This is a genomic window from Rhizobium sp. P2_G9, from assembly GCF_056403475.1.
In genome coordinates, this window is sequence record NZ_JBFUFK010000017.1 from 78667 (window position 1) to 101600 (window position 22934).

Here is a 22934-nt window from a genome sequence, read left to right on the forward strand (position 1 = left end):
AAGGACGGCGGTTGAGGACCGGGGTGCAAGCACGACGAAAAATAAATAACCAATTGGAAAATATGCTCTATTCGAAAGAACGCGGACAGTGTTGCACTTGTTTTGACACAGGTTGGAAATGGATTCTTAACCTTCCGTTCCTATCGATAGTACGGTCAGTGCCCCTCGAGCCCCGTAGGTCTCATGCGTATTTCCAGAACCAATTTACCGCCAGCATCATTCGGCGATACGGAGCCGACATCACAAACTGAACAAAATGAGGAAAGCGTCGGGCTGCGCCGCCTGAAAGCCGCCAGCCATCGCGCCGCCGAACAGGGCAAGGGCAATTGGGACAGCCACTTCTTTCTGGCCCCCAATGTCCGCTTCACCCGCACGCCGGAGCGCGACATTCGCAGCGCGTCCGATTCCGCGCCGGAGCCGCACGAACTTGAAGAAGCCGCAGCGCTGGCACAAGCGCCAACCGTGGAACAGCTGCGCGAAGTGCTGTCGACAATGATGATTTTGCAAGGTGGAATGGATATGGGCACGGCAAACGCAACGGCACCGGTCCAGCCCATCAATGACAATGTCGAGACCGCCACGCAGATGTCGCAGGTCCAACCCGCTCTTCCGCCGCAAGCAGCCACCCAGACACAACACGCCGTCCCGGCACAAACAAAGCGGCAGACGCCCTTTGCCGCTCTGTCCGACTTCGCTTTCTGGGAAGCACTGGACGGCGCGATTGAAATCCAGCCTGAACAGCCCGTTGTTCGCCGGCCACTGGTCCCCGCGCCGGCAGTCCGGGCAACAGCCAAACCTACGGAGGCGACCGCCGCGGCGGCTCCCATTTCATCGGCTCACGCGGCCCCTGCCGCGGCTGCAACGCCAGTCGAAGCGCGTCCGATGCCTTCTGCCCTGTCGATGTATCGCTCGGTCGAGGTTCGCGCGTCGACTCCGCAAGCGATGCCGTCGGCTTCGGCTGTGGATCATCCGGCGCAGCAGCCGGCCACTCCGGAAGCTGCAGCGACCAGCGCGAAAGGCCTGTTCCCCTGGAGCCGTCGCGCGGTCGAGCAAACCACCGCCATCCAGCCGGTTTCGAGCAACACGGCGCCCACAATCGTGCCCGCCTCCCCTGCCCTGCCGGTCATGGTTGTCGAGACGAGCAAGGCTGCAGAAACCACAGGTGTCGCGGTTTCCAAGCCGTTCAAGATCGAGCCGGTCGCCAAGGCGCGCATGCTGAAGGGCGAATATGAATTCCCGCCCCGCATGCTGTTGCAGGACCCGCCGGCCACCATCGGCGTCGTCATGACCCAGGAGCAGTTGGAGCGCAATGCCGGCCTGCTGGAAGCCGTGCTCGAAGATTTCGGCATCCGCGGCGAGATCATCCATGTCCGCCCCGGCCCGGTCGTCACGCTTTACGAATTCGAACCGGCGCCGGGCGTCAAATCCTCGCGCGTCATCGGCCTTGCCGACGACATCGCCCGCTCGATGTCGGCGCTGTCGGCACGCGTCGCCGTCGTGCCCGGCCGCAACGTCATCGGCATCGAACTGCCGAACGCCACCCGCGAAACCGTCTATTTCGGCGAACTGATCGACAGCCAGGATTTTTCCCGCACCGGCTACAAGCTGCCGCTCTGCCTCGGCAAGACCATCGGCGGCGAACCTGTCATCGCCGAACTCGCCAAGATGCCGCATCTGCTCGTCGCCGGCACCACCGGCTCGGGCAAATCGGTCGCCATCAACACCATGATCCTGTCGCTGCTCTACCGGCTGACGCCGGAAGAGTGCCGGCTGATCATGGTCGATCCGAAAATGCTGGAGCTGTCGGTCTATGACGGCATTCCGCACCTGCTGACCCCCGTCGTCACCGACCCCAAGAAAGCCGTGCTGGCGCTGAAATGGGCGGTGCGCGAGATGGAGGATCGCTACCGCAAAATGTCGCGCCTCGGCGTCCGCAACATCGACGGCTACAATGCCCGTGCTGCCGAAGCGCGCGCCCGTGGCGAAGTCGTCACCCAGATCGTCCAGACCGGCTTTGAAAAGGGAACCGGCGAACCGATCCATGAGAACCAGGAGATCGACCTCTCCCCCATGCCCTATATCGTCGTCATCGTCGACGAAATGGCCGACCTGATGATGGTTGCGGGCAAGGAGATCGAAGGCGCGATCCAGCGCCTGGCGCAGATGGCCCGTGCCGCCGGCATCCACCTGATCATGGCGACGCAACGTCCCTCGGTCGACGTCATCACCGGCACGATCAAGGCCAACTTCCCCACCCGCATCTCCTTCCAGGTGACATCGAAGATCGACAGCCGCACGATCCTGGGCGAACAGGGCGCCGAACAGTTGCTCGGCCAGGGCGACATGCTGCACATGGCCGGCGGCGGCCGCATCGTCCGCGTCCACGGCCCCTTCGTCTCCGACCAGGAAGTCGAAAAGGTCGTCGCACACCTGAAGACCCAAGGCCGCCCGGAATATCTCGACACTGTCACGGTGGACGAGGAAGAGGACGACGAGGAAGAACAGGATACCGCCGTGTTCGACAAGTCCGACATGGCCGCGGAGGATGGCAACGACCTCTACGACAAGGCCGTCAAGGTCATCCTGCGCGACAAGAAATGCTCGACCTCCTACATCCAGCGCCGTCTCGGCATCGGTTACAACAGGGCTGCTTCGCTGGTGGAGCGGATGGAGAAGGAAGGGCTTGTCGGCCCGGCCAACCATGTCGGCAAGCGCGAAATCTTGAGCGGTAATCACGATCGGGATGCGACCGCTGGTTTGGGCGGCGAGGAGTGATGGCGGGAAGTTGTCGACTTCAGCCCTTTGCGAGTTTCTTTCCTTGTGAGGCCCAGTCCGCGGCTTGCCCCCCTCTGCCCTGCCGGRCATCTCCCCCTCAAGGGGGGAGATTGGATGGGGCGCCGGCCTGCCCAAAACAACCCGTCTCATGCCCAGTTCTCGGCGGATATTTGAGCCGAAGCGTGTGCCTCTGGCCAATCTCCCCCCTTGAGGGGGAGATGTCCGGCAGGACAGAGGGGGGTATTACAACCGTGCGATTATCCTGATTGCCAGCGTTGTCCATGGGATCGCCCCTTGAAGGCGCAGTGCCACAAAGCAGCGCCACACCTTGTTCCGTACCACCGCCACCAGATAACATCCAACTGCAACATGATTCTGGACCGCCCGTGGAAACTGCCCTCTACCTCCCCGTCAAACGCTTCCTTGAAGCCGCCGGCTATACGGTCAAGGGCGAGATTGGCGGCTGCGATCTTGTCGGGTTGATTGACGGTGAAACGCCCGTTCTGGTCGTCTGCGAACTCAAGCAGAGCTTCAACCTCGAACTCATCCTGCAAGCCGTCGACCGGCAGACGCAGGGCGACGAAGTCTGGATCGCCGCCCGCATCTCGGCCAAGGGCAAGGGGCGCGAGGGTGACCGGCGTTTCCGCGACCTTTGCCGCCGCCTGAGCCTCGGCATGCTCGGCGTTGCCGACAGCGGCACGGTCGACATCATCGTCAGCCCAGCGGCGCCCATGCCGAAGAAGAACACCCGCAAGCGCATCCGCCTGGTCGAGGAACATCGCCGCCGCAAGGGCGACCCGGCCGTGGGCGGCAGCACCCGCCAGCCGATCATGACCGCCTATCGCCAGCAAGCGCTTGCCTGTGCCGCGGCACTGAAAGGCGGCCCGCTCCGCCCGCGCGACATCAAGACGGCGACGCCGCTTGCACCAAAGATCCTGTTGCACAATGTCTATGGCTGGTTTGATCGCGTCGATCGCGGTGTCTATGCGCTGACCGTAGCGGGCACGGAAGCGCTGAAACGATGGCCAGTCGAGACGTGATGAGCGGCGGTTGACAGATCACTTCTGCGCCACCGGGCCTCTACCTTGTGAGAACGCTGTCACCGCGGCAGCGATCAGCGCGGCATTGTCCGGTGCGATCCTCCCGTCGGGAAGCCTGTCGCCATCCTCAAGGCCAACCCGTGTCGACCATCGGCGTTCATAGGCTAACGCGACAAGCGGCCAGACCGTAGCATCGAAGCCATGGAGAAGAATGGGGCGCTGAAAGCCTGCTTCGGCCAACGTAGCCGCGATGTCGTTGGCGACGGCGCGGGCCGTTGCAGCCTCTTGTTGCTCTACCTCGATCAGGACACGGAAAAGCTTTTGCGCCTTGCCAAGCCCTACCAATCTCTCGGCATCAAGCACGGAGGCAAGACCCGCTTCGATGCCGACGCCGCGGCGATGCAGCAATTCCATGATACCCGGTGCGTCGGGTTCAGACAGATTGACCGAGGCGTAATCCGCCAAATCGCTCCAGGCTTCGATCGCTGAGATCGTTCGTTCCGCAGAACCTTCGATCCACGCTCCGGTCGAGACGCCGATCAGCGTGCCCGGACACGCTTGCCGCACGGCCCGGACGGTTGCACTGACAGCGTTCAGGCTCTCGCGTCGTTCCTCATTCCTTGGGTGCAGATGAAGTTCCGCCGCACCAGCCGCCACGCAGGCAGCGCTGTCGCGAGCAATCTCCTCGATGCTCGTTGGCAGACATGGGTGATAGTCGAAGGCACGTGCGCCATTGATGCAAGCCTGGACGATCATGCGATTTCTCCCTGAAGCTATCGGTTATGATAACGCGGGAAGCCGCAAAAAGCAGGCAGGATCAATCCTTTTCCTTCGACGCCAGCCAATCCTCGATGAGTTGCCGATAGCGCTCGCCGGAAAAGCTCGGGAAATGGCCGCCATGGACGATCCGCACCGGATAGTCCAAGAGCCGCTTCATGGATGCGATATAGTCGGTGGCATTGGCGTGATAGGTGTCCTCGATCAGCGGCCCGTCATAAAGAATATCGCCGGAGAACAGGGTACCGGTCTTGGCCTCCCAGAGCGCGATCCCTCCGGGCGAATGGCCGGGCGTATGCACGACCTCGAACACCCGGTCGCCGAGGTCGATGGTGTCTCCATCTTCGAGGATGCGGGTTGCCGGAGCACCCTTCACCGCATAGCATTTCGAGCAATAGGGCTCGGGCGGCAGAGCGTCGAAAATGTCGTCGGTGACATAGGGATCGGCCAGCGTGTTGGCGCGGGTCGGCTGTGCCAGCAGATCGGCTTCGGCGGAATGCACCGCCCGGCATTCGAATTCGTGATGGCAGCCAATATGGTCGAAATGCGTGTGGCTCGCCACCGCCCAGAGTTTCCGTTCGGTGACCAGCGGCACCCATTGCCGGAGCGACACGACGCCCATGCCACTGTCGACCAGCATGTCGCAATCACGGCCGCGCACGTGCCAGATGTTGCAGCGGTAGAACTTCTGGATATAGGGCTCGGAGATATAGGTCACGTCATCGCCGAGGCGTTTCACCGCATACCAGTTTTCCGGCGCGATCCGCTGCATCTTCCGCTCCTAGGCCGCCGGCAGCACGGTAATGCCGGATGGATCGACCGACAAGGCGATGCGATCACCCGAGGCAATCTTGGCCGATTGCGGCATATGGGCGACGAGGCTGAGATCATTGGCCGCCTCAGGCGCCAGATGGCAGCGGAAATGGGTGCCGAAAAAGGCGGCGCCCGTCACCCTCGCCTCGCCCAGCCGCACCGCGGCGGGTTCCGCGTCGCCGCAGAAATGTTCTGGGCGGATGCAGAGCGTCACCCTGTCGCCGGTCTTTGGCTTTGCCGCCGTGAAATTGCCGGCGGGCAAGTCGATCACCCCGACCGGCGTCTCGACCTGCGCGGCGCTGCTTTCCGCCGCGCTCACCTTGCCGGTCAAGAAATTCACCTCGCCCATGAAACCGGCGGAGAACAACGATTTCGGCCGCATATAGATTTCCGACGGCGGACCGAAATCCTCCACCCGGCCCTGGTTCATGACGACGATGCGGTCGGCGATCGCCATCGCCTCTTCCTGATCATGCGTGACATGCACGAAGGTGGTGCCGACCCGCTTCTGGATCGCCTTGAGCTCGTCCTGCATCTGCCGGCGAAGTTTCAAGTCGAGCGCACCGAGCGGCTCATCCAGCAGCAGCACATCGGGATCGACGGCCAGCGCCCGCGCCAAAGCCACACGCTGCCGCTGGCCGCCGGAAAGTTCGTGCGGTTTCTTGGCCGCTGACGCCTTCAGGCCGACGAGATCGAGGAAGCTGAGCGCCTTCTCATCTCGCTCGGCCTTGCCAAGCCCGCGCATCCTCAGCCCAAAGCCGACATTGTCGATCAGCCGCATATGCGGAAACAGCGCATAGTCCTGGAACATGGTCGTCGTCGGCCGCCTCGCAGGCGTGACGCCCGCCATGTCCTTGCCGCCGATCATGATGCGGCCGCCGCTCGGCTCGACGAAGCCGCCGAGAATAGAAAGCAGCGTGGTCTTGCCGCAGCCGGATGGGCCGAGCAGAACGATGAATTCGCCCGCCTCGATTTCAAGCGAGACGTTGTCGAGCGCCTTGAATGCGCCGTAGGTTTTCGTCGCATTGGCGATCGAAACGGATGCGGTCATGATTTCCGGCTCCTGCTGAACAGGCTCATTTCGAGAATAAGAAGCACGGCCACCGACACGAGGAATACCAGCGAGCCGACGGCATTGGTCTTGGGATTGAGGCCGGAGCGCAGCATGCTCCAGATCTCCACGGGCAGCGTCACGTCGAAGCGCGACAGCAGGAAGGCGATGATAAACTCGTCCCAGCTGAAGGTGACGGAGAGGAAGAAGGCCGCCAGGATCGACGGCATCAGCATCGGCGCCGTCACCAGCGCCATCACCTTGAAATCATTGGCGCCGAGATCGCGCGCCGCCCGCTCGATATTGATGTGATGGTCGCCCATCGAGGCATAGATGATGGCAAAACACAGCGGCAGGTTGATGACCACGTGGCCGATGCCGACAGTGACCAGCGACAGCGGGATATGCAGTGCATTGAGCACCGCGAGCAGCCCGAGCGCGATGATCAGGTAACTCACCGTCATCGGTGCAATCAGCAGGCCGCGCTGCAACGTCGAGCCGGGCAGCTTGTAGCGCGCCAGCGCATAGGCCGCGAGGAAGCCGAGCAGACAGGCCGCCGACGACGACAATACGGCAACGAAGAAAGAATGCGTCAGCGCCGCCATCAGCTTATCATCGGCAAACACAGTCTCATACCATTGCAGCGAAAAGCCGTTGAACGGCGGCACGGGCAGCCGCCCGTCCTGGAACGAGAACAGCACGAGCACGCCGACCGGCAGGAAAATGAAGGCATAGATAGCAATGAGATAGAGCCAGCTCAGGCCCGACGTAAGGAGCTTGTTCATCTCACGCCCTCTCGATCTTCAGCCAACGTGCGCAGAGCACATAGGCCGCCGTCACCGCCAGCATGAGGACGATGGAGAGCGCCGCCGCCATCGGAAAATCCGCCCGCCGGCCGATCTGCAGCATGATGATCTGCGGCAGCACCAGTTCGTTGTTTCCGCCCAGAATCTGCGGCGTGATGTAGTCGCCGATGCAGAGCACGAATGTCAGAAAGGCGCCGGTCATGATTCCCGGCAATGTCAGCGGCAGGATCACATGCCAGAAGGTCTGGAAGGCATTGGCGCCGAGATCGGCCGCGGCGCGGCGGTAATTGGGCGAGAGCTGGATCAGGTTGGAATAGATCGTCAGCGTCAACAGCATGACGAAGAAATGCACGAAGCCGATGATCGTCGCCGTGCGATTGCTGGAGATTTCCAAGGGCTCGGAGATCAGGCCGATGCCCATCAGCGCCTGGTTGATGACACCGCCCTTGGACAGCACCAGCAGCCAGGAATAGGAGCGCACGACATAGGAGGTCCAGAACGGCAGGATGGCGAGGATCAGCGCCATGCGCTGGAAGCGCTGCGGCACCCGCTCGGCGATGATCCAGGCGAGCGGATAGGCGAGCAGGACGGAGAGCACGGTGACCGTCAGCGTGATTTCCAGCGAGTTCGTCAGGCCCTTGAGCAGCGCGCTTTCGCTGAAGAAGCGGATGTAGTTGTTGAAGTCCCATGTACGGACGATCCGGCCGGTCTGCCGCGACCAGAGGCTCATCGCCGCCATGTAGACGAAGGGCACGACGAAGAAGGCGATGGTCCAGAGAAGACCGGGGGCGACAAAGCCCCAGGCCTTGCGGCGTTCGGTGTCTTCAAGGGTCGTGGTGGTCATGGTGGTGTTCGATCTGTCCGAGATTTGGGCTTCGATGCATGTCTATATGACACGCTTGCATTCGCGGCTCACCCCTCACCAAGCGCGCCCAAGCACTCGACCTTTGGTCTCGCGCGGGCTTGCTATCCTCTCCCGCAAGGAGAGAGGTAGAGTGCCACAATCGTCGCCCTCGCTTGTGGCAGCGCCGTAGCCACGGGTTTTCCTCGCCCCTTGCGGGAGAGGATACGCAGGCCGGGTGAGCTTTGCGAACCCTTGGCCGAAGTTGGTGAGGGGTAAATCAGACGCGCACGTCCCCTCACTGCTGCATCATATTCGTCCAGGCATCCTGCATCTTCTGGTCCAGATCCGAATTCGGGATCGGATAGAGCTGCGTGTTCTTCAGATACGCCGCTTGGTCATCCCAGCGCAGCGCCTTCTTCTGCTGATCGTTCAGCAGCGCCCCGGTCTTCTGATTTGTCGGCATGCCCCAATAGCACGACGCGGTGGCAAGCCGCGCCTGTCCTTCCGGGCTGACGATATACTGCACGAATTTCAGCGCCAGATCCGGGTGCTTGGAATCCTTCATCACGCCGATCGACTGTGCCCAGCGCACGGCCCCTTGTTTCGGCACGATCCAATCGAGATTCGGCTTGTCCTTGGCGAGCGACGCGGTGATCCATTCACCGCCGCCGACCAGGATATCGACTTCTCCGGTCGCCAGCGCGGTCTGTGACGAGGTGACGTCGCTCACCTCTTTCGAGACCTTCTTCATCGCCGAAAGCTTTTCCGCGATCGCCGGCATGTCCTTGTCCGAGATGTCGGCAGTCTTCTTGCCGAGCGCCATCTGCACCAGGCCGATCATCGGCAGGTAATAATCGTAGAGCGCGATGCGGCCCTTGTACTTGTCCGACCACATCACCGACAGGTCTTCCATGTCCTTGGGGTCGACCTTGGTCTTGTCGAAGGAAATGGTGTTGTAGCCGAACTTTTCCGTCACGGCATAGGTCTTGCCGTCCTTGGTATTGTTGGCCTGCATCCTCAGTTCCGGAAACATGTCCGCCGTCGGCAGCTTGTCGGCCGGCATAGCGCCAAGCAGGCCCATGTCGATCACGCGGTGGACGTCGACGGCGTCGATTACCATCACGTCCCAGTCGCCCGGCTGCGACTGTTCGAGGATCGAAAGCCCGGCACCGGTCCCCTCATATTGCTTGAGGTTCACCTTGACATTGTTAGCTTTCTCGAACGGCTCGATCAGCGCCGGATCGGTATGGTCGCACCAGACGAGGGCATTGAGCTCGTCCTGCGCAAAAGCTTGCGAGGACGCCAGCGCACTCAGTGCGACGGCGGCAACGGAAGTCATGAAACGGCGCGCGGTGGCGCCCGCAAACGGTCTGGTCATCGTCTTCCCTCTGGTTTTGGCGCTCATTCCGGCACCTTCGAGAAAAAGATTGAATGAATTCATTTTTTAAGTCAATATCAAAATTCGGGAACATATGAATGAGGAAACAACGGGTGGCGGGACTTCGCGAAAGACAGAAGGCCGACAAGAACAGGCGTATTTTGGAGGCCGCCGCGGCCCTTTTCCGCGAGGCCGGCTATGATGCCGCGCGCATCGAGGACATTGCCGAACGCGCCGAGGTTTCGGTCGGCACATTTTATAATTACTACCAGAACAAGGGCGACATCCTGCTCGCCACCGTCACCATGGAAGTCGAGGAAGTGCTGGAAGCCGGTGAAGCCATCGTCACCGACCCGCCGCTGGATGTGCTCGGCGCCCTGGAAAAACTAATCAATCAATATTACGACCACTCGCTCTATTATCTCAGCAAGGAGATGTGGCGCACGGCGATGGCGATCTCCATCCAGCAGCCGGAAACACCGTTTTCCAAGCGCTATACGGCGCTCGACCGGGCGCTTTGCGCTCAGGTGACGACGCTGGTGCAGAAGCTGCAGCTCAAGGGCTGCGTCAAGACCGGCATCGACGCACATGCAGTGGGCTGCATGTTCTTCAACAATCTCAACATGATGTTCACGGAATTCGTCCGCGACGAAACGATGCCGCTCGAAACGCTGAAGAATGACGTCGAACGCCAGAACCGGCCCCTCGCCACGCTGATCAGCAGCCCGAAATGACAATATCGAGAGAGGAATGGATGGATACCGAGGAACAGAACGTTCTGTCGGCAGCGGACGAACTCGTTGCTGCTTTCGGAAATCATGACACAAAGGGCTATTTCTCGGCCTTCACCGAAGATGCGAGCTTCGTCTTCCATAACCTTGATCGGACTCTGAAAACCCGCGCCGAATATGAAGCGGAATGGCAAGTCTGGGAGAGGCGCGATGCTTTCCGCGTGCTCGGCTGCCGCTCGTCTGGCCGCATGGTTCAACTGGTCGGCGATGTCGCCATCTTCATCCACACGGTCGCCACCGATGTCTCTCTTGCCGGTGAGGCGATCACCAATATCGAGCGCGAGACGATCGCGTTCCGGCGCGAAGCCGATGGCCGGTGGCTGGCCTTTCACGAGCATCTTTCGCCATTGACCAACTGAACGGAACGAACAGGACGGCTAGCGCATTTTGCAGATCGCCGACGCATTTGTCATACAGACCCATACCTACGTGTAGTAGGTTGTCGGCGCTTCGCGTGAGATAACGAACCGCACCGATCAACAGGAGTTCCCGCCATGGATCGCAAAGCCGCCGAAGATCGCCGCAAGGCTCCTCTCAATACGCCGTCCACCCTGCCCTCCAACGCCGTCACCGACATTTCCGCAGCGCTGACCGCACTGCTCGCCGATGTGTTTGCGCTCTATCTCAAGACCAAGAATTTCCACTGGCACATGTCCGGCCCGCATTTCCGCGACTATCACCTGATGCTCGACGAACAGGCCGAGCAGATCTTCGCCATCACCGACGACATTGCCGAACGCGCCCGCAAGATCGGCGGCACGACCCTGCGCTCGATCGGCCAGATCGCCAAGACCCAGCGCATCCTCGACAACGATGCACCGTTCGTCACCCCGCTCGACATGCTGGCCGAACTGCACAGTGACAACAAGCAGCTGGTGGAGAGCCTCAAGGAGGCCCATGAGCTGACCTCCGAACATAGCGACTATGCCACGACCAGCATGATCGAGGTCTGGATCGACGAGGCCGAGCGCCGCGCCTGGTTCCTGTTCGAAAGCACCCGCCACGCGGAGTAGCGCGCGGCAGCACTTCCGGCGTCCGCTGGGCGGACGCCTTGTACTGCACATCGCTTGCGAAGCGCGCATAACCCGCGCCGGAAAGCGCAAGATCAGGCAACAACCGAGCACTGATTTCCGTAATTTCGTTTCGAACGACTGCAGCGATCAGCCGCCGAAGATGAAATGATCAGTCGTTGATATGCGAATGGCTGCCGAGGCGGTGATAGGTCCGGCGGAAATAGATCAGCGCCTCGTCGCCGCCACTTTCCGGCAGCGCCACGACATCGCAGAACAGTACTATATGCGTGCCGACATCGACCGATCGGGAAATCCGGCAATCGAAGGCTACCACGGCGTCAGCCAATACCGGCGCGCCGGTCGCGCCCTTCTGCCAATGCGCTGCCGCGAACCGCTCGGCCATCGGCACCTTGGCACTGAAGACACGCGACACATCGCGATGCCTCGTGCCGAGCGTGTTGACGCAGAGCACGCCGTTTTCCAGCATGGCGCCAAGCGAGGAAACGTTGCGATTGACACAGACCAGAAGCGTCGGCGGCGTATCGGTGACGCTGGTGACAGCCGAGGCCGTAAAGCCACCCGGCCCTGCCGGCCCATCGGTGGTGATCACATGCACGGCAGCACCGAGATGTGCCATGGCGTTGCGGAAATCCTGCGGACCCACCTCTTCGGAAACCGGCCTGGTTTGACTGAACGCTGCGGCGGCCATGGCGCGCCTCCTTCTGGCGATCGACAAATGCCGCGAGCGCAAAGCGGGAGAGCCGAAGAGCCGAAGAGCCGAAGAGCCGAAGAGCCCTGTCTCACATTCGCTTATGCGGACCGTATTCATCATAACTGCATCGAAGGTACATAATACGATTATTATTTCAAGCTTCAAATTTATAAGTTTCGAATTACTTCGCGAGCAATTCGACGCTGTGATACGAATGAAGAGCGCGCAGGGCGACGCTCTCATTCGCTTGCCCGCGGATATATTTCATGTTTAAACTTTCATGCATCGCCCTGCTTCGAGCGACCCAACCAGACCCCCGCTACCGAGAAATCCCATGCACAATCTGCGCCAAAGATGCCTGAACGGCGAACCATTGATCGGCACATTCGCCGCCATCCCGCATCCAGTTGCGATCGAGGTCACGGCTGCATCTGGCGTCGATTTCCTTTGCATCGACTGGGAACATGCGCAGATTTCCCGCGAGCGGATCGAAGATCTCGTCCGTGCCGCCGATATCCATCACGTGCCGGCGATCGTTCGGGTGCCGGGCCATGCGCCGGAAGCAATCGCCGCAGCGCTCGATTCAGGCGCCGCCGGCGTCCTCGTGCCGCGCGTTTCGACGGCAGCACAAGCGGCGGCGGCGGTCCAGGCCACGCGTTATCCACCACTCGGCGCGCGCGGCGTCGGCCCCGGGCGTGCGGCAGGTTACGGCTATCGCATACCGGACTACCTTGCCTCGGCCAATGACAGCCTGCTACTGGCTATCCAGGTGGAAACCGCCGAAGGCCTTGGCAATATCGATGCAATCGCCGCCGTGGATGGTGTCGACCTGATCTTCATCGGCCCCGGCGACCTCTCTGTCTCGATCGACGCGATGGGGCCGGCCAAAGCCGAAAGGCTGAATGCCGCCATCGAAACAATCGCTTCGGCGAGCCGTAAGACAAACAGGCGCGCCGGCATTTTCCGCCCGTCGCCGGACGATATCGACAGATGGGCGAAATCGGGGATTACGCTCTTTATTCTCGCCAGCGATACGATGTTCCTCGGTGCCGGTGTCGCAGCCGGCGTGCAGGCCGCGCGCAACAAGACCAAGGCGTAAGCGAAAAATGGTTCTCCGCAGCGATCCATTCGGGATATTTCAGAAATGAAGGAAGTGCTTTACAGATCGTTCGGCGGACCGGAAGTCCTCGAATATGTCGACATTCCCGATCCTGTCGCAGGCGAAGGCGAGGTACTGGTGCGATTGGAGGCGGCCTGTGTCGCGCCCTTCGACTGCAAGCTCCGCCAGGGCCTGTTACAGGATCATTTCAAGACGACATTCCCGGCGATCCCCGGTCGTGAAGGCACAGGCACGGTCGAGGCGGTCGGTCCTGGTATCATTGATCTGAAACCGGGCGACCAAGTCTGCGTGCTCGCCGGCGCGGCGCAGAAGGGCACCTATGTCGAAAAGATCGCCCTGCCCCGCAGCGGCGTCGCACTTCGTCCGGCCAACCTCACGCCTGTGCAGGTAGCGGCAGGCTTGAATGCCGGCATCAACGCCACCGTCTGTTTCGATATAGCGGCGGTGAGAGCCGGCGAACAGATTCTGGTCCATGGTGGGGCTGGGGCAGTCGGCGGCATATTGGTGCAGCTTTGCCATCATGCCGGTGCCGAGGTGATAGCAACCTGCCGCGCATCCAATAAGGACTACGTGCTCTCGCTCGGAGCAGACCGAGCCGTCGCTTATGACGGCGAGGATTTCGGCATGCTCCGGGACATCGACATCGTCTTCGACCTGATCGGCGGCGAGGTCCATGACCGCTCTTATCCCGTCATGAAGCGCGGCGGTCGCCTCATATACCTGAACGCCCTGCCGATCGTCGATCGTGGTGCCGAATTCGGTGTCACCGTCATGCTTGGCTACAAAGGTCCCGGCGACAATCCGCTGATGATCAAGAGGGTGATCGAAATGATGTCGGCGGGCGCATTCACACCGCAGGTGTCATCGACTATGCCACTTTCCGAGGCCGCCGAGGCACATCGGCTGATCCAGTCGGGGAATGTCACGCGCGGTCGACTTGTCCTGACCATCTAATCAGCCCGGCCGAACTTCATCCGTCGCCATCGGATAGTGAAGATTGCCGCCCTCGTAGGGTGGGAATTTCTCGAAATCGGCTCGCAATTCCAGCCGCGCCGGCGATGCGAGCGCAGCCGTCAGTGCATCCGCGCTGTCGAACATCACGCGATTGCGCTGCATATGATTGGCACGCGGCCAAGGCAGGCTGCCGCACCAGTCGACACGCGTGAGAATTTCGATGGCACGGATGCCGGGAAAGCGACGCATGACTGGCGGATGACTGGCGATATAGTTCGAAAGCCACAGATTGATGTCCGCGGCAGGACCGGGATAGTGCACGACAAAACTGCAGGGCACGCCTGACGGCCCCGGCTTGACGATGGGATCATCGACCGGGAAAGGCCTGACATAGAAAACCTGCTGACGGATTTCCGCCTCGCCGACCTCGCCGAGCAGACCGGGACCGACCAGAGCCTGCAGCGGCCCTCCTGCAGTGACCGCAGCCTCCAGAACCGGCAATTCGGCGAAATACAATTGCAGCGACAGCGGCGGCGGCGGACCATCATCGATGAATCTGTCGCGGGTGGTTTCCGGCGTAAAAATCAACGCCCGCTCAAGGCCGGGGACAGAAGCGAGCAGCGTCCTGAGCTGGGGCAACGCGCTGTCTGCCAGGTGCATCAACTGGCCTGGACGATTCTCGAAAGACAGGAAATAAGCGAAGGGCATCAGCGTCTTAACCACACATTCTGAATCAGTTTCATAGATTGGCGCATGGAGGTTCTGCGCCGTCTCGCAACAACGTCGCTGCTTGCTCCACATTAGTTTCAAGCTTAAAGCAATTTGTCAATCGACATGGCCGGCGCCATCGTTCACTCCGACGCGACACTATGGTCGCGATCGCCATCTTGTTCACCCATCGCTCACATAACTATCATTATGAATTGAAGAGCGAATTGCGCGATAGAAGAGTATGTCTGAAAGAATCGGAGCCGTGGCCAAACACGTGGGCATCATCAACTCCCGCACGAAAGGGAAAGCGCACATCGCCTCCGGGCTTGTGCTGGCGAGTTTCATCGTCACGCATTTCCTCAATCACAGCCTCGGCCTGATTTCCGTCGATGCGATGGAGGCGGGACGCCACGTCTTCAATCTCTTCTGGCGCAGCTGGCTGGGCACGACACTGCTCTACGGCGCGCTTCTCGTCCACTTTCTTCTGGCACTCGATGCCGTCCACCGCCGGCACAGCCTGTCGATGCCGACGGGAGAACTGGTCAAGATCATCTTCGGCCTTTCCGTGCCCTTCCTGATTCTCGGCCATGTCGTCGGCACGCGCGTCGAATATATGATGACCGGCTATGACAAGAGCTATCCGGAAGTGCTGCGGGCCCTCTGGTCTTCCGCTTTCTCCGCCACACTTCAAATCACCGCCGCAATTGTCGTCTGGACGCATGGCTGCCTCGGCTTCTGGTTCTGGCTGAGGGGCCGCGGCTGGTTCCCTCGCTGGGCGCCATTCCTGCTCGTGTTCGCCGTCGTGGTCCCCGTTCTGGCGCTGATGGGCTTTGTCAATGCGGCCCGGGAAGTGTCGTCCCTGCCGCCGGAACCTGGCCGCTATATGCGCGACCCGGCCATCCTCGGCAATGCCCGCGTGCTGATTTTCGCCGGACTGTTCGCGACGATCTTCGGCACGCTGCTGGCCAAGGTGCTGCCGCAGGTGGGCCGTGTCCAGGTCCGCTACCAGGGGGGCCGCTCCATCACCGTCAATCCGGGCTTCAGCGTGCTCGAAGCGAGCCGCGCCGCCGGCATTCCGCATGTCTCGGTCTGTGGCGGGCGCGGACGTTGTTCGACCTGCCGCGTCCGAATCCTCGAAGGCCTGGAAGACCTGCCGCCACCGGGAGAGCGGGAACGCGCCACGCTCGCCAAGATCCGTGCGCCGCGCGACGTGCGGCTTGCCTGCCAGCTCCACCCCCRCCGCGATGTCACCATAGCGCCGCTGCTCGATGCCGCTGCCCTTGCCCAGGCCAACTTGCTGCAGCCCGAGACTGGTGCTTCGAGCGGCCAGGAGCGGCAGGTGGTGGCACTGTTCTGCGACCTGCGCGGCTTCACCCGGCTTGCCGAACAGAAGCTGCCTTATGATGTCGTCTTCCTGCTCAACCGCTACTTCGCCATGGTGGGAGAAGCCGTGGAGGCCAATGGCGGCGTGGTCGACAAGTTCATCGGCGATGGCGCCATCTCGCTGTTCGGGCTGGCCACGGATTTCGACGAAGCCTGCCGGCAAGCGCTCACTGCCACCGTGCGGCTCGCGACAGGAATGAAAACGTTGAACGAGTCTTTTCAGGGCGAACTCGATGCGCCGCTCAGGATCGCCATGGGCCTGCATGGCGGCCCGGCGATCATCGGCCGCATCGGCTATGGCAAGGCCAGCGCACTGACGGCGGTCGGCGATACGATCAACACGGCAAGCCGGCTGGAAGGCCTTGCCAAACAGCACGATGTCGAACTGGCGGTCTCCGCCCGTATCGCCGAAACCGCCGGCCTGTGGTTCTCCGAGGACGCAAGCCAGGAATTGGTGATCCGCGGCCGTTCCGCCACGCTGGAGACGCTTATGATCCCGCATGCGGCTGATATCGAGCGTTTCCTCAAGGTCAGTGCTTGACTGCCAACGCCTGCAACACCCTACTGCCAGGCCAAAGACTGCGACACTGGAAAAATCTTCGTAGGCTTGGAGCATGTCGCCTGAAAGTGGGAACCGGTTTCAGGATAACGACATGCGCAAAAACAAAGATGTAGAGCGCGGTTCTGATTTCATCAGAACGCAAAGCGCTCTAGCAATCACCAGCAAAGCGCAGGCGTCGACACGCTCTGATCCCAGAGCGTCAGCTCCGCGTCGCTCAGAATCGCGAGCGTCACGGAAAGCCCCGCCATATCCAATGATGTCACATAGGTGCCCACAAGAGAGCGCGCGACGACGATGTTTTCAGCTTCGAAATGACGTCGCGCAATACCATAGGCAAGATAGAGTTCCGACGATGGCGTGCCGCCGAAGCCGTTGATGAACAGCAGCGGATTGCCGTCCGGGATGGTGCCGAAATCCGCAAGGATCGTCCGGCAAAGCGAGGCAACGATCTCCGTGGCGCTGCTGAACGGCTCGCGCGCCCGGCCTGGTTCACCATGAATGCCGACACCGACCTCCATTTCATTCTCGCCGAGCACGAAAGTCTCGCGACGTGTATTGGGCACTGCCACACCGCGTAGCGCCACACCCATGCTGCGAATGCGGGCATCAAGCCCATCGCCCAAGGCTTTGAGCGCCCCTAGCCCGGCGCTGTTCTCGGCAGCGGCGCCGATCAGTTTCTCGACGATCAGCGTGCCGGCCACACCGCGGCGCCCCTGACTGCGGCTGCCATGGGCGACATCGTCCCTGACCACCACCATTTCGATGGCGTGGCGCGCGGCCGCCATTTCGGCCGCCATCTCGAAATTCATCACGTCGCCGTCATAGTTCTTGACGATCAGAAGGCAGCCGGCACCGGTATCCATCTCCTCGATCGCCGCGACGATCTGGTCCGGCGTCGGCGAGGTGAAGATATGGCCGGTACAAGCCGCATCGAGCATGCCGGGACCGACGAAGCCGACATGCAGCGGTTCATGCCCGGCACCGCCGCCGGAAATGATCGCGACTTTGCCGGAAACAAGATCGCCGCGGCGGATGAATTTGCGGTCGCGGCCGAATACGAGCTGGCGCTCATGGGCGCGCACAAAGCCATCCAGGCTTTCCGCCACCATGTTCTCCACCGCGTTGATGAATTTCTTCATTCGGCTCTCCCCGCGGATATCTTAGAGCGCGCCTCCTCCGCCATCAACTCCCGCTACTCCTCGCCCGACGTCAACGCGGCGATCTTCTGGATGAATTCTGCGACCGCTTCGTCGAACTTGCGGTTCTTCTTCTCGTCGCCAAGGTCAGGCACCGTCAACGTCAACTGGCGGCTTCCATCGCTGCCGCGCAGGTCGGGCAGCTTACCGGGATGGGCAAGCTGGTAGGCTTCAAGGAAGCGCTCTTGTTCGGCGGGGCTGAAATGGCAAACGCGAAAGATGGTTTCGAGATGCCGTGAGGGCAAAGGTGTCGCATAGGCCGGGCTGGTGACCTGGGTAACGAAGCTGCGATGCTTGCCGAGCGCCGTCGCCAGCCGCTGCCGCGTGCCGGACGGACGGTTGTCGATAATGCCCGACAGCATGGTCTTGTAGACGATGATCGCATCGTCGTCGGCCGTCTCACGCGCCATTCTTGCCCTCACTCCCATTCGCGTTGAGCCCCGCGATCTCCAGGCTTATCGGAACCAGGCGCGCAGACGCCATCGAGAAATTCCTAAAACCACAGGCGAGCAGCCGCGCCGAAAAATTCGCATCTCCAGCGATATCGCCGCAAACGCTGACTGGAATACCCATGTCACCGGCCGCAGAGACAGCAAGTCTCAGCAGCCGGAACAGCGCCTCGCTTGCTTCCCCATGCAAGGGGGCCACGAGCGGATTGTCGCGCGCGGCGGCGGCAAGGTATTGCGCCAGATCATTGGTGCCGAAGGAGAAGAAGGCCGCCTCGCCGAAAAGATCGAGCGTCAACGCCGCCGCCGGCACCTCGACCATGATGCCAACAGGCGGAATTCCATAGGCCATGCCGCGACGGCCGAGATTGGCGGCCTCCTCGTCGAAGATCGCGCGCATTGCCTGGAGTTCCGACGGCACCGTCACCATGGGCAGCATGGCACGGAGGTTCCCGGCCGCGCCGGCGCGCATCAGCGCCCGGGCCTGTGTACGGGCCACTTCCGGTCGTGCCAGCAGCAAGCGCGTGCCACGGACACCGAGGAAAGAGGTATCCTCCGCACCACCAAGACCGCGCATCGCCTTGTCGCCGCCGAGGTCGAACATGCGGATCGTCACCGGCTTTTCACCAGCCCAGTCGAGAATCCGGCGATAGGCTTCGCATTGCCGCTCTTCGTCGATCACATCGGCCGGTGTCGACATCATGAATTCCGTGCGCACCAAGCCGATGCCGTTCACCGCCGCCGGATCAAAGCAGTCGATATCGGCTATGTCATTGACATTGAGCCAGAGGCCGATAGACGCGCCATCGGCCGTGCGCAAAGCACCGCCGGCAGGGGCAGCATAGTCGGCATCGGCCTGAGCAGGTGGCGCGATCGGCACGGCGTCGGCGCTCGGATTGACGACCGCACGGCCCGTCGTGCCATCAAGCAGGATCGTTTCGCCCTGCTCCGCCGACAATCCGCGCAACCCAACCGCCATCGGCACCGATTTCGCCCGGGCGAGCAGCGCCACATGGCTGGCCGCGCTACCACCAGTCAGCGCCACGCCGCCGCCCTTGGTCCAGTCATGGGCGAGAAACAGGCTGGGCGCGATATCCCGGGCAACGAAGATCGTCCCTTGCGGAAAATCAGCCACCGGCCGACCGGTCAGCACGGCCAGAACCCGGTTCTTGATATCGACAACATCGGCGGCGCGCGCCGAAAACACGTCGTCGCCGGAAGATTCGATATCGGCGATATAAGCATCGAGCCCACCCGCCCAGGCGAGCGCCGCACTGTCGCCGGCGGCGACGCGTAGCATTGCCAGTTCGAGGATTTCTTCGTCGAGCAGCATTTCGATCTGAAAGTCGAGGATTTCCGCACTCTCGACATCCGAACGGCTGATCAGCGCTTCGAGTTCGGCAATCGCCACGCCGACGGCAGCCGTGAGATTCTGCCGCTCGATAGCGACGCTGACCTGGGCTGGATACGGCTCCGCCCGGTCGACGGCTATATGCGCCGGGCCGCAGGCAATGCCGGCGGAAGCCGCCTGCCCTTCGACCTCATGTGGGGCGGCCATGCTTCTTTTCCTCATCGAAATTGCGCGCGACCAGGCCCCTCAACGCCTCGATCGCCTCTTCGGCCCGCATGCCCTCGGCCCGAATCTTCAGCCGCGCGCCGCGCCGGATCTTTGCGCCCATGATCTTGACGATGCTCTTGCCGTTCAGCCAGACGCCGCTGCCATTGACCTCGACCTCGATGTGGCAGGGAAAACTCTTGGCGAGCCGCGTGAAGGTGACGGCAGGGCGGGCATGCAGGCCAATCCGGTGCGTGACTTCGATCTCCGCCTGCCACCGGGTCGCCGACCGCTCCAGATTTTGCCGCTCGCTCGAACCGGTCATCAGGGCGACAACTCTTCAGCCGTGGCTACGACTTTGGCCAATGAGGCGCCGCCCGACGCTTCGGCTGCCGCGATCACCGAACCCTCGACCAGCGGCGCATTGCAGATGGTGACGCGCGAAGAACGCGGATGGCCGAGCATCTCGATCGCCATTTCGCTATTGGTCTCCGCACCGCCGAGATCGACAAAGACGGCAACGCCGGCATCCGACCAGGCCGCCTGGATCGCGGCCAGGATGCCTGCCGTATCGGTGCCAAGCCCACCTTCCGGATTGCCGCCCGACCAGGCGAGCGGCACGCAATCGCCAACCATCTGCCGCACCATGTCGGCAGTCCCTTTCGCTACCAGCGGCGAATGCGACACGATGACGATCCCGACATTGGCGGCTGGCGCGGTCATTGCAGATGATACTCCCTGAGATATTCGCATATGGCCACGGTGAGCCGGGCACAGCTGAACGCACCCGGATCGACATGGCCGATCGACCGCTCGCCGAGAAAGGACGCCCGCCCGCGCCGTGCCAGCATGGCCTTCGTCGCCCAGGCCGCCGTCTCGGCGCGCGCGGCAATCCCGCTCAGTGCGGCACGGCTTACCACCTCGGCATGGACGGGGTAAAGCACGTCGAGCAGCGTCTTATCGCCCGGGCCGGAGCGGCCACGTCGCGCCACGGCGGCGATCGCCTTCTCCAGCGCCGAGCCAAAATCCTGACCTTCGTCGGCGGCAAGCGCCCGGCCAAGCTCGATCATCAGCGTGCCATAGAGCGGCCCGGCGGCACCGCCTATGCTCATCACCAGCGTCATGCCGATTTTTTCCAGCGCTTCGGGCAGCGGATAGCCAGCCAGTTCCGGACAGGCCGCGACCAGAGCCTCGAAGCCGCGCAGCATGTTGGTGCCGTGGTCGCCATCGCCGATGGCGCTATCGAGCCGGGAAAGTTCGTCGGACCGGCGCGCGATTTCCTCGCGGCAGATCCGTATCAGACCGGAAATATGCACGCTGTCGAGATGCACGTTCCCCTCCCCGATCCCGGTTTCCATCCCCTCAGGCAATTCCGGCCGCCACCTCGAACACACCGGCGACGGCCACAGCGCCCGGATCGGCAATGCCCGCCAGATTGCTCTCGCTGACATAGGAGGCACGGCCCGCTTTCGCCTTGGTCATCGCCTTCGTCGCCTCCGCACCGGCCCGCGCGGCTTTGGCCGCCACGGCGATGCCGTCACCCGCCAAAGCGCGGAGCCCCGGATCGAGCGCATCGATCATGGTACGCGCACCCGGCATCGCCCCGCCATAGAAGACCATCCGGTCCAACCCCGCAAGCAGAGCAGACGGCAAATCAGCCTTTTCCTGCAAAGCCTTGCCGGCGGCGGTGAAGAAGATCGACAGCAACACGCCACTCGATCCGCCCATGCTGGTCCCGAGGATAGCGCCAATGGAGCCAAGCGTTGCCGCAGTATCCGCAAGCGGCAGGCTGCCGAGCTTCGCCTGCACTGACCGGGCACCCGTCGCCACCGTCGAGCCGGTATCACCATCGCCGGCGCGGGCGTCGAGCCGATTGAGTTCGGCTTCCTGCGCGACGAGGAAATCACAGACCTTCAACAGGAAGGTCTCCGTTACGGCATGGCTGCTCGCCGCATGCATCGCATCGGCCGGCGCCTTCGGTGCGGCAATGACCTGGATCGCATGCTTCTCCGTCGCCGGTATCCAGGCGCGTGGTGCCACGGCTGCTTGCAGCGCCTTGCTCCGCGCCGCATCAAGCTTGATCAGCGACAGCGAAAAGCCGTTCATGTTGAGCGCCGTCATCAGTGGCGCCGGGCCGATGATCAGTTTCACCCGAGCCGCCAGCGACGAGGCCAGCACGACATGGGCGATCAGGCTCAATTCCAGCGGCGGCACCGCACCGAGATTGTTGATCAGTAAAGCATAGTCACCATCCGGTGAAAGCCTTGCCGACAGCCGCTCCGCCATTGTCGCCACCAGCGCCGAGGCCTGCTGAAGCGCGATGCGCTCGACACCAGGTTCACCATGGATGCCGAGGCCGAGTTCGCCTTCCTCCGGTCCGAGATGCTCTTCGTGATCGCGACCGGGAATGGAGCAGGACGACAGCGAGACACCGAGCGAGACGATGTCCGCTGCCGCTGCCCGCGCCGCCATAGATACGGCGGCGAGGTCTTCACCCTTCTCTGCGAGATAGCCGGCGATCTTGTGAATGAAGAGCGTGCCCGCCACCCCGCGCGGCTGGACGATGTCCGGCAGCGCGATGTCATCGGCGACGATCACCATTTCCACCGCAAAGCCTTCGGCCCGAGCCTTCTCCGCGGCGAGGCCGAAATTCAGCCGGTCACCGGTATAGTTCTTGACGATCAGCAGGCAGCCCTTCGGCCCGGTCACCGCCCGGATCGCCGTCAGCACCGCATCGACGCTCGGAGAGGCAAAAATCTCGCCCGACACCGCCGCTGTCAGCATGCCCTGCCCGACAAAGCCGGCATGCGACGGCTCATGCCCCGCCCCGCCGCCGGAGACCAGCGCCACCTGCGACTTATCCCAGTCGGCGCGCAGGATCACCTTGATGTCCGGATAGCTGTCGAGGCGCGCGAGCCGGCCTTCCGGCGTCGTCGCCAGGAGCCCGTCCAGCGCCTCCGTGACGATGTTTTCCTTGCTGTTGAAGAAATGCTTCATCGAAGTCTTC

Annotated in this window: 23 protein-coding genes; 8 read left to right on the forward strand and 15 right to left on the reverse strand. The window is 62.1% G+C overall.

Going from position 1 to position 22934, the window contains the following annotated elements; genetic code table 11:
• The first annotated feature begins 183 nt into the window (after window positions 1-183).
• Window positions 184-2775 carry a DNA translocase FtsK gene (locus AC1DYF_RS16445; RefSeq protein ID WP_477877816.1) on the forward strand — a complete coding sequence of 864 codons (2592 nt, stop codon included), beginning with the start codon at window positions 184-186 and terminating at the stop codon, window positions 2773-2775.
• A gap of 386 nt (window positions 2776-3161) precedes the next feature.
• The gene (locus AC1DYF_RS16450; protein WP_477877817.1) at window positions 3162-3815 is read left to right on the forward strand and encodes a DUF2161 domain-containing phosphodiesterase; all 654 of its coding nucleotides are present in this window, start codon (window positions 3162-3164) and stop codon (window positions 3813-3815) included.
• A gap of 18 nt (window positions 3816-3833) precedes the next feature.
• On the opposite strand, the gene AC1DYF_RS16455 is transcribed toward AC1DYF_RS16450, so the two are convergent.
• The 6 genes from AC1DYF_RS16455 to AC1DYF_RS16480 form a co-directional block, all read right to left on the reverse strand.
• Window positions 3834-4571 carry a 3-keto-5-aminohexanoate cleavage protein gene (locus AC1DYF_RS16455; protein WP_477877818.1) on the reverse strand — a complete coding sequence of 246 codons (738 nt, stop codon included), beginning with the start codon at window positions 4569-4571 and terminating at the stop codon, window positions 3834-3836.
• Window positions 4572-4632: 61 nt separating this feature from the next.
• Complete coding sequence (locus AC1DYF_RS16460; RefSeq protein ID WP_477877819.1) at window positions 4633-5364, reverse strand: MBL fold metallo-hydrolase; 732 nt, start codon at window positions 5362-5364, stop codon at window positions 4633-4635.
• Window positions 5365-5373: 9 nt separating this feature from the next.
• On the reverse strand, window positions 5374-6456 hold the full coding sequence (locus tag AC1DYF_RS16465) for an ABC transporter ATP-binding protein (protein WP_477877820.1): 1083 nt from the start codon (window positions 6454-6456) through the stop codon (window positions 5374-5376).
• Window positions 6453-7241: an ABC transporter permease gene (locus tag AC1DYF_RS16470; RefSeq protein WP_477877821.1), complete on the reverse strand. Its 789-nt coding sequence runs from the start codon at window positions 7239-7241 to the stop codon at window positions 6453-6455. Before AC1DYF_RS16470 ends, AC1DYF_RS16465 begins: the two co-directional genes overlap by 4 nt.
• A 1-nt stretch (window position 7242) precedes the next feature.
• Window positions 7243-8106 carry an ABC transporter permease gene (locus AC1DYF_RS16475; RefSeq protein ID WP_477877822.1) on the reverse strand — a complete coding sequence of 288 codons (864 nt, stop codon included), beginning with the start codon at window positions 8104-8106 and terminating at the stop codon, window positions 7243-7245.
• 295 nt (window positions 8107-8401) lie between these two features.
• Window positions 8402-9484, reverse strand: a complete 1083-nt coding sequence (locus AC1DYF_RS16480; RefSeq protein ID WP_477877823.1) for a polyamine ABC transporter substrate-binding protein — start codon at window positions 9482-9484, stop codon at window positions 8402-8404.
• Window positions 9485-9597: 113 nt separating this feature from the next.
• Between AC1DYF_RS16480 and AC1DYF_RS16485 the strand changes: the two genes are divergently transcribed.
• From AC1DYF_RS16485 to AC1DYF_RS16495, 3 genes are all read left to right on the forward strand, one after another.
• A complete protein-coding gene (locus AC1DYF_RS16485) occupies window positions 9598-10218 on the forward strand; it encodes a TetR/AcrR family transcriptional regulator (RefSeq protein WP_477877863.1) in 621 nt (206 codons plus the stop codon).
• The gene (locus AC1DYF_RS16490) at window positions 10215-10634 is read left to right on the forward strand and encodes a YybH family protein (RefSeq protein ID WP_477877824.1); all 420 of its coding nucleotides are present in this window, start codon (window positions 10215-10217) and stop codon (window positions 10632-10634) included. Before AC1DYF_RS16485 ends, AC1DYF_RS16490 begins: the two co-directional genes overlap by 4 nt.
• Before the next feature lie 135 nt (window positions 10635-10769).
• Window positions 10770-11288, forward strand: a complete 519-nt coding sequence (locus tag AC1DYF_RS16495) for a Dps family protein (protein WP_477877825.1) — start codon at window positions 10770-10772, stop codon at window positions 11286-11288.
• Window positions 11289-11457: 169 nt separating this feature from the next.
• Here AC1DYF_RS16495 and AC1DYF_RS16500 read toward each other — a convergent pair whose 3' ends face one another.
• Window positions 11458-11997 (reverse strand): flavin reductase, encoded by a 540-nt coding sequence (locus tag AC1DYF_RS16500; protein ID WP_477877826.1) that lies wholly within the window; start codon window positions 11995-11997, stop codon window positions 11458-11460.
• 337 nt (window positions 11998-12334) lie between these two features.
• On the opposite strand from AC1DYF_RS16500, the gene AC1DYF_RS16505 reads away from it, so the two are divergent.
• Together AC1DYF_RS16505 and AC1DYF_RS16510 are read left to right on the forward strand one after the other, a co-directional pair.
• Entirely contained in the window at window positions 12335-13099 is a 765-nt protein-coding gene (locus AC1DYF_RS16505) for an HpcH/HpaI aldolase family protein (protein WP_477877827.1), read from the forward strand.
• A 45-nt stretch (window positions 13100-13144) separates the two neighbouring features.
• Window positions 13145-14074: an NADP-dependent oxidoreductase gene (locus AC1DYF_RS16510; protein WP_477877828.1), complete on the forward strand. Its 930-nt coding sequence runs from the start codon at window positions 13145-13147 to the stop codon at window positions 14072-14074.
• Here the strand turns inward: AC1DYF_RS16510 and AC1DYF_RS16515 are convergent, their stop codons facing one another.
• Window positions 14075-14782, reverse strand: a complete 708-nt coding sequence (locus AC1DYF_RS16515; RefSeq protein ID WP_477877829.1) for a hypothetical protein — start codon at window positions 14780-14782, stop codon at window positions 14075-14077.
• A gap of 265 nt (window positions 14783-15047) precedes the next feature.
• Between AC1DYF_RS16515 and AC1DYF_RS16520 the strand changes: the two genes are divergently transcribed.
• Entirely contained in the window at window positions 15048-16709 is a 1662-nt protein-coding gene (locus AC1DYF_RS16520; protein WP_477877830.1) for an adenylate/guanylate cyclase domain-containing protein, read from the forward strand.
• A 176-nt stretch (window positions 16710-16885) separates the two neighbouring features.
• Here the strand turns inward: AC1DYF_RS16520 and AC1DYF_RS16525 are convergent, their stop codons facing one another.
• From AC1DYF_RS16525 to AC1DYF_RS16555, 7 genes are read right to left on the reverse strand one after another with little or no spacing between them, the layout of a single operon-like run.
• On the reverse strand, window positions 16886-17869 hold the full coding sequence (locus AC1DYF_RS16525) for a dihydroxyacetone kinase subunit DhaK (RefSeq protein ID WP_477877831.1): 984 nt from the start codon (window positions 17867-17869) through the stop codon (window positions 16886-16888).
• Between the two features lie 53 nt (window positions 17870-17922).
• Window positions 17923-18336, reverse strand: a complete 414-nt coding sequence (locus AC1DYF_RS16530; protein WP_477877832.1) for a hypothetical protein — start codon at window positions 18334-18336, stop codon at window positions 17923-17925.
• On the reverse strand, window positions 18326-19930 hold the full coding sequence (locus AC1DYF_RS16535) for a putative PEP-binding protein (protein ID WP_477877833.1): 1605 nt from the start codon (window positions 19928-19930) through the stop codon (window positions 18326-18328). The genes AC1DYF_RS16530 and AC1DYF_RS16535 overlap by 11 nt, the downstream gene beginning before the upstream one ends.
• The gene (locus AC1DYF_RS16540) at window positions 19914-20252 is read right to left on the reverse strand and encodes an HPr family phosphocarrier protein (RefSeq protein ID WP_477877834.1); all 339 of its coding nucleotides are present in this window, start codon (window positions 20250-20252) and stop codon (window positions 19914-19916) included. The genes AC1DYF_RS16535 and AC1DYF_RS16540 overlap by 17 nt, the downstream gene beginning before the upstream one ends.
• Window positions 20252-20650, reverse strand: coding sequence for a dihydroxyacetone kinase phosphoryl donor subunit DhaM (gene dhaM, locus AC1DYF_RS16545; RefSeq protein WP_477877835.1), 399 nt, complete (start codon window positions 20648-20650; stop codon window positions 20252-20254). Before dhaM ends, AC1DYF_RS16540 begins: the two co-directional genes overlap by 1 nt.
• The gene (gene dhaL, locus AC1DYF_RS16550; RefSeq protein WP_477877836.1) at window positions 20647-21258 is read right to left on the reverse strand and encodes a dihydroxyacetone kinase subunit DhaL; all 612 of its coding nucleotides are present in this window, start codon (window positions 21256-21258) and stop codon (window positions 20647-20649) included. Before dhaL ends, dhaM begins: the two co-directional genes overlap by 4 nt.
• A gap of 31 nt (window positions 21259-21289) precedes the next feature.
• Window positions 21290-22924, reverse strand: a complete 1635-nt coding sequence (locus AC1DYF_RS16555) for a dihydroxyacetone kinase subunit DhaK (protein ID WP_477877837.1) — start codon at window positions 22922-22924, stop codon at window positions 21290-21292.
• Window positions 22925-22934 lie beyond the last annotated feature (10 nt).